Origin of the sequence: Capnocytophaga sp. oral taxon 338 str. F0234, assembly GCF_000192225.1 — a bacterium.
Lineage (GTDB): Bacteria > Bacteroidota > Bacteroidia > Flavobacteriales > Flavobacteriaceae > Capnocytophaga.
Genome location: NZ_GL872419.1, coordinates 1 through 2,562, shown reverse-complemented (window position 1 = coordinate 2,562; position 2,562 = coordinate 1). Strand labels below are relative to the sequence as shown.

Below are 2,562 nucleotides of genomic sequence, written 5' to 3'. Positions count from 1 at the left end.
AAACATAATAAATTATCTTATGAAAGATAAACTTATATCCAAGAAGAAAGTTAAATATTTATTCGTCCTTCTCCATCAAATGCCTTAGCTCAGGGTCGTTGGCGATGCGTTCCTTTTCGCGTTCAATGATTTCAATGACGTCTAACTTTATCTGTCGGTAATTAGCTTCTACTTGTTCTTTGGTGGTATCGTTACCATTGGCATCGGTAAAGGAGAGGACTTCGGGGATTTTCTGGTAGGATTTGGTCTCTGCGGCTACTTTGTCGTTGTCTACAACTATCTGTGCGTGGAATATTTTTTGGTCAATGCGTTCATCAAAATTGTCAGAGACTGCCCCAACGAACATCCCTTGAGTAAGATTGGATATTTTGCTGGCAGGAATCAAACTATCCAATTGTGTAGAGATAGAGGTAGAGGTATCATTGCGGTTGATCGTGGTAGATTGCCTTTTCTGCAATACCTTTCCAAAACGTTCAGAAAGGGTTTTAGCAGTTTCCCCTACTACTTGTCCGCTAAAGATATTCCCCACCGTATTTTGTATCACCTTACTTTCCTTATCGCCATAATCACGAGTGAGCTGTGAATAATCTTGAAAACCTAAACAAACGGCTACTTTATTACTTCGGGCTGTGGCTATCAGGTTGTCCAAGCCTCTGAAATAAATAGTAGGCAACTCGTCAATAATCACAGAGGATTTGAGTTGTCCTTTTGTGCTTGGGGCTCATTATAATGGTGAGGCAAAGAGTGGATATCACAATGCTGATAATCGCGTAAAGGCAATTCATACCAAAAGTGGACATAAGCTCATCTTTACCGAAGATGAGAGCATCTTACTTACTGATAAGAATGGCAATGTGATTAAGTTGGATACTCAAGGTAAGAATATAGAAATTTCTGCTCCTGAGACTATTAATATTACGGCTAATAATATCAATATAAAAGCTTTTAGTAATATTGATTTGGACGCTAACATAAATATTACAGAAACAGTAGGTAAAGAGAAAATAACGGATGTATGTGGTAATATGAGTTTAACTGTTCAAGGAAACTTTACAGAAAGGTTTGAAGGGAATATGATTTCTCATACAGAAAAAGAACGACAATTTCATTCTCAAAATATGGAAATAAGCTCTGAAGTTGATATTAATGTAAATTCTAATAAAACTTTTAAACGCAATAGTGGAGAAAAAACAATTGATTTCTAAGATTAAATTATGAGTAAGATTACAATTTGTAAGGGCAATATCATTATGACCAGTAAAGGTGATACTACTTTTCATACTTTTGACGGTAGTATTGTCAGTACTGCTGGTGGATCAAACTATTGGGGAGGAGAACAAGGCACTATCGTAGGAGATTATGAGCCAATGGAGTTGCCAAATGAAACCTCTATACCAATAATAGAAAGTAAATGTCTTGTAAAATTTAGACCTCATTCAAACTGGAAAGGAGAATACGGTTTTGATTGGATACGAACAGGAGATACAGGGAGAAGTGGAGATAACCCGTTGTACTGTATACTGGGTAGATATTATTTCCCCATTCCCAATTCTGGGGGTGAAATAGATAGCTGTGGAACACCTAAGAACATAGAAGAATATCATAAATATGGTACACCTGTGAATGCGACGCAGGATGATTATTTTAGTTATAAGTTTATAAAAGACAAAAAAATGTTTAATAGGCTGATTAGAACTTTCCCTCGGTTTAAAATCACTTGGAAGGATCCTGCAAAGGAATTACCTTTCTATGTTGTCCCTATATTAACATTATGGAAAGGGAGAAAAGCTACATTTAGTTTAAAATTTGAAGGAAAAGAGAAAGCTAAAAATATTACTTTTGAATTTGAAGATCCTCTTGTAGAGGTAATATATTTAACATTAGAGAGACCTAAGTTAGATCTTAATAAAATAAGTTTAGAAAATGGAAATCTAAATTATCTAAAGAAGGATTGTTTTACAATTTGTTGTAAAGAAGAATTTTATACTCCTCAAAAGTTATTAGTAAAAGCGGACGGCAAATTATGTGGTGCAATGCTTATCCTCCCTAATTTTTATAAAGTTAGAAAGGAAATTAAAATTGTTATAATTAATACTAAAATAAGTATTAGTGATAAGGGAGAACTTGTGGGTGGGAAAGAATCTCTGAGAAACTTCCTTAATCAGGCAATGATAGACCCTGAAATCCCTGATGAAGAAGAAAATTTAGTTTGTAAGTATGAAAATGAGGAAGAGAACAAAAAGTTTAAAGAGGAATGTACTTCTTTTAACAAAAAAGAAAGAATATATTATTTAAAGGATATGAATAAGGAAACTTTTAAAAATCATATATTGAAGTTTTATAATGGTAATAAGGAACTTAAAGATAAATACAATGATTATTATAAAATTTTTCTTGTAGGAGTGAAATCAGAAAAATATAAGGGTTTCACAGATGTTAGGAATAATCACTCTTTTTGCTTCTTAAACGCTGGTGAGCAAACTGCTGCACACGAAGTTTTGCACAGTATTGGGTTAGATCATACTTTTGAAAAGAATAGTGATGACTTCATCTATAAAGGGG

General features: G+C 33.8%; 2 protein-coding genes and 1 pseudogene. 2 read left to right on the top strand and 1 reads right to left on the bottom strand.

Translation table 11 applies throughout. The features are described 5' to 3' along the window. Nucleotides 1-58: 58 nt before the first annotated feature. Nucleotides 59-709, bottom strand: a pseudogene (locus tag HMPREF9071_RS11565) (TraM recognition domain-containing protein); the annotation flags it as partial. Between HMPREF9071_RS11565 and HMPREF9071_RS11560 the strand changes: the two are divergent. Both HMPREF9071_RS11560 and HMPREF9071_RS11555 read left to right on the top strand, forming a co-directional pair. After that, entirely contained in the window at nucleotides 696-1,205 is a 510-nt protein-coding gene (locus tag HMPREF9071_RS11560; protein ID WP_009401490.1) for a hypothetical protein, read from the top strand. The pseudogene HMPREF9071_RS11565 and the gene HMPREF9071_RS11560 sit on opposite strands and share 14 nt — an antisense overlap. A gap of 9 nt (nucleotides 1,206-1,214) precedes the next feature. Further along, nucleotides 1,215-2,562: hypothetical protein (locus tag HMPREF9071_RS11555; protein WP_009401488.1), on the top strand; the 1,348-nt coding region annotated here is incomplete at its 3' end.